This window comes from Bradyrhizobium sp. NAS96.2, from assembly GCF_001908235.1.
In the GTDB taxonomy this organism is placed as follows: domain Bacteria; phylum Pseudomonadota; class Alphaproteobacteria; order Rhizobiales; family Xanthobacteraceae; genus Bradyrhizobium.
In genome coordinates, this window is sequence record NZ_LGHK01000141.1 from 1 (window position 1) to 4,068 (window position 4,068).

Sequence of the window (4,068 nt, forward strand, 5' to 3'; positions counted from 1 at the left end):
GCCGCGGCTCCGGCGCGCGGCCCTCGAAGCGATCGGCAGCGCGCGCATCGATCACCTGCTCTTTGCGGCTTTCGACGTTGGCGATCATCTGCTCGATGCTGCGCACGCGCTTCGGATCGTAGCTCGCGTGGAACGTCGCAGGCTTCGGCTTCACCTCGCCGCTCTCGACCGCCCTGCCCTCGGCGCGCCACTTCTTCAGGCCGCCGTTGAGGATGCGCACGTTGCGATGGCCGTAGGACAGGAACATCCACCAGGCGCGGGGTGCTGCGACCCAGCCGCCGGAATCATAGATCACGACGGTGTCGGCATTGCTGACGCCGAGCCCGCCGATGTCGCGGCCGAACTGCTCGGCGCTCGGGAACATGTGCGGCAGCGGATTGGAATGATCGGACACCGCATCGACGTCGAAGAACACGGCGCCGGGCAGATGCGCGGCGAGATAGTCGTCCTTCGGCAACGGCAAGACGCCGGGGAGCTTGAAGGTCGCGTCGAGCACCTTGACGTTGGCATCGCCGAGATGCGCGGCCAGCCATTCGGTCGAAACGAGCGGATCGTCGGTGGCGGTCATGATCTGATGTCCTTGCGAGCCTGAGGCTTCTTAGCCCTTCTTCTTCGGCTCCCACGCCTCGATCGGGCCGCCGGCCTCGCGCCAGGCGGCAAAGCCGCCGCCCATGTGGGCGACCGGCTTCAGGCCCATGTCTTTTGCGGTCTTGGCGGCGAGCGCCGAGCGCAGGCCGCCGGCGCAGTGGAAGATGAACTTCTTGTCTTCCTGGAAGATCGGCTTGGCGTAGGGGCTGTTCGGATCGATCCAGAATTCGAGCATGCCGCGGGTGCAGGAGAACGCGCCGGGGATCTTTCCATCGCGCTCGATCTCGCGGGGATCGCGGATGTCGACGATCACGACGTCGTTCTTGCCGATCATCGTGATCGCATCGGCCGCGCTGATAGTCTCGATCTCGGCATTGGCCTCGTCGATCATCACCTTGATGCCGCGGTGGATGTTCTGGGGCATGGGGCTCTCCCTGGATGTTGTTGTTGGCGCGCCTGTCGGCGCGCGACGCATGTAGCGCTTTAGCGCACCAGCTCCCGCATCGCGTTCTCCAGACCCTCGATCGTGATCGGATACATGCGCTCGGAGAACAGGCGGCGGATGATAGTGGTCGATTCCGAATAGTCCCAGTGCTTCTGCGCCACCGGATTGAGCCACACCGCGTGCGGATAGGTGCGGGTGATGCGGTCGAGCCAGACCGAGCCGGCTTCTTCGTTGACGTGCTCGACCGAGCCGCCGGGCACCATGATCTCGTAGGGCGACATCGAGGCGTCACCGACGAACACCACCTTGTAGTCGTGCGGGTATTTGTGCAGCACATCCCAGGTCGGCGTGCGATCGGTGAAGCGCCGCTTGTTCTGCTTCCACACCCCTTCGTAGAGGCAGTTGTGGAAGTAGAAATATTCCATGTGCTTGAATTCGCTCTTGGCGGCAGAGAACAGTTCCTCGACCTGCTCGATATGCGAATCCATCGAGCCGCCGATATCGAAGAACACCAGCACCTTGACCGCATTGCGCCGCTCGGGCCGCATGTGCACATCGAGATAGCCGTGGTTGGCGGTCTCCTTGATCGTGGTGTCAAGGTCGAGCTCGTCAGGCGCGCCGGTGCGCGCGAACTTGCGCAGCCGCCGCAGCGCCACCTTGATGTTGCGGATGCCGAGCTCGACATTGCCGTCGAGGTCCTTGAACTCGCGCTTGTCCCACACCTTCACGGCGCGGTTGTTGCGGTTCTTCTCCTGCCCGATCCGCACGCCCTCGGGATTATAGCCGTGGGCGCCGAACGGCGAGGTGCCGGCGGTGCCGATCCACTTGCTGCCGCCCTGGTGGCGGCCCTTCTGTTCCTCGAGCCGCTTCTTCAAGGTCTCCATGAGCTTGTCCCAGCCCATGGCCTCGATCTGCTTCTTCTCTTCCTCGGTGAGATATTTCTCGGCGAGCTTCTTCAGCCACTCCTCGGGGATCTCCGCCTTGCCCATGGCGTCGAGCAGGCTCTCGAGCCCCTTGAACACGGTGCCGAACACGCGGTCGAACTTGTCGAGATTGCGCTCGTCCTTCACCAGGGCGGCGCGCGACAAATAGTAGAAGTTCTCGACCGTCTGTTCGGCGAGGTCGGCGTCGAGCGCTTCCATCAAGGTCAGATATTCCCGGAGCGTCACGGGGACCTGGGCGTCGCGCAGTGATGTGAAGAACTGGAGGAACATGGTTACTTAAATCGCCCGCCCTGCCGGTGCCGTCAAGGGCCCCTGCCCCGCCCGTTCCGGCGGATCAGCCATTCACTTTCACTTAACCACCCCGGCCAGCTTCGGCTCCCGGTGGCGAAACGTGACGTTAAGATGGGACGTTGATCACTGGAGGTAGCACGACGCCAGTGGACCCGACCGACTTGCCCTACAGCAACGCCAAGCTGCCGAAACTGTTTTCCCCGACGGCGATCGTGACCGCCGTCGTGGCCGCGATGAGCATATTCGTGCTGGGTCTTCTGATCTGGAAGGCGGTTGAGGCGCGCACCACGGCCCTGTCGCAGGGCGAACGCGACATCCGCAACCTCACCCATTCGCTGGCGGAACATGCCTCGCATTCGGTCCAGGCGATCGATGTGGCCATGAACGCCATGGTCGACCTGCTGAAATACCAGAAGCCGCGCGTCGACCGCTTCAACGCGGCCTTGCGCAAGACCGCGGATGCGCTGCCGCAGATCAAGGAAATCGGCGTCATCGACCCCGACGGCGACCGGATCTACTCCTCGGCCGCGGAGCTGCCGGCCCACAACGACGCCGATCGCGGCTATTTCATCAGCCATCGCGACTCGCCGGACGCGACGCTGCATATCAGCGAGCCGTTGCAGTCCCGGCTGACCGGGCATCCGACCATCGTGCTGTCGCGACGCGTCACCAGGGAAGACGGCAGCTTCGGCGGCGTGCTGTTCGCGACCATCGAAAGCAGCTTTTTCGACAATTTCTACCAGGCCTTCAAATTCGGCCCGCATGCCGGAATTACCCTGCTCCGCCTCGACGGCGTCGTTCTGGCGCACTGGCCGGCGGGCAAGTGGAGCAAGGAGGTTTCCGCGGCCTTCAAGGCGCAGATCCAGCAAGACCGGACGGGCTATACCAGGACCACATCGCCGTTCGATGGACGCGTCAAGTTTCTCGGCTTCGAGCGCGCGTCGCAATATCCGATCGTGGTCACCGTCGCCTTGCCGGAAGCGCAGGTGCTCGCCGCCTGGCACGAGGATCTGCGCAACGACCTGTTCGTTGCCGTGATCCTGATGGGCAGCGTCATCCTGTTCGCCATGCTGCTGAGCAAGGAGTTTGCCAAGCGGGCCAAGGTCGCGCGGATGCTCGGGGAGCGCGAGGCGCGCTATCGGCTGCTCGCCGACAACATCGCCGACGTCGTGATCCTGCTCGACCGCGACGGCCGCTTCCTGTTCGTGTCGCAGTCGGTCGAGACCATCCTCGGGCGCAAGCCGGACGATCTGATCGGCAAATCCTGTTTCGAGTTCGTGCATCCCGATCACCTCGCCGACGTCGCCAAGGCGACATCGGAACTGACCAATTGGACCACCACCAAGACCGTCGAATTCAAGACCTTCCGCGCCGACGGGACCGAGGTCTGGGTCGAGATCAACTTCAAGCTTGCGGGGATGGCGGAAGACCATCACGCCATCGAGGTCGTCGGCGTGCTGCGCGACGTGACCGAACGCCGCAAGATGGAGGACGAGCTCAACGCGCTGAACGTCCGCTTGTCCGAGCTTGCGACCACCGACGGCCTGACCGCACTCGCCAACCGCCGCAGCTTCGACAGCGCGCTGCCGCGCGAGTTCCGCGACCGCGAGCTGATCTCCCTGATCATGCTCGATATCGATCACTTCAAGGGCTTCAACGACACCCAGGGCCATCAGGCCGGCGACGAATGCCTGAAGCGCGTGGCGCGCGTGATCGCCGATGCCACCACCGACACCACGGCCATGGCGGCGCGCTACGGTGGCGAGGAATTCGCGATCATCCTGCCGCGTCGGCGAAGAG

General features: G+C 63.8%; 4 protein-coding genes. 1 reads left to right on the forward strand and 3 read right to left on the reverse strand.

Features of this window, described 5'->3' with window-relative positions:
* The 3 genes from AC628_RS27540 to AC628_RS27550 all read right to left on the reverse strand — a co-directional run.
* Positions 1 to 568, reverse strand: a 568-nt coding sequence (locus AC628_RS27540; protein ID WP_143201837.1) for a sulfurtransferase, incomplete at its 3' end; no start/stop codon positions are given.
* A gap of 30 nt (positions 569 to 598) precedes the next feature.
* Positions 599 to 1,012 carry a rhodanese-like domain-containing protein gene (locus tag AC628_RS27545; protein WP_050422006.1) on the reverse strand — a complete coding sequence of 138 codons (414 nt, stop codon included), beginning with the start codon at positions 1,010 to 1,012 and terminating at the stop codon, positions 599 to 601.
* A 59-nt stretch (positions 1,013 to 1,071) separates the two neighbouring features.
* Positions 1,072 to 2,247 (reverse strand): vWA domain-containing protein, encoded by a 1,176-nt coding sequence (locus AC628_RS27550; RefSeq protein ID WP_050632069.1) that lies wholly within the window; start codon positions 2,245 to 2,247, stop codon positions 1,072 to 1,074.
* Between the two features lie 167 nt (positions 2,248 to 2,414).
* Between AC628_RS27550 and AC628_RS27555 the strand changes: the two genes are divergently transcribed.
* Positions 2,415 to 4,068: diguanylate cyclase domain-containing protein (locus AC628_RS27555; protein WP_074129937.1), on the forward strand; the 1,654-nt coding region annotated here is incomplete at its 3' end.

Excerpts from the sequence above, each read along its gene's own strand:
- AC628_RS27545 (WP_050422006.1), bottom strand. The coding sequence starts at position 1,012 with ATGCCCCAGAACATCCACCGCGGCATCAAGGTGATGATCGACGAGGCC.
- AC628_RS27550 (WP_050632069.1), bottom strand. The coding sequence starts at position 2,247 with ATGTTCCTCCAGTTCTTCACATCACTGCGCGACGCCCAGGTCCCCGTG.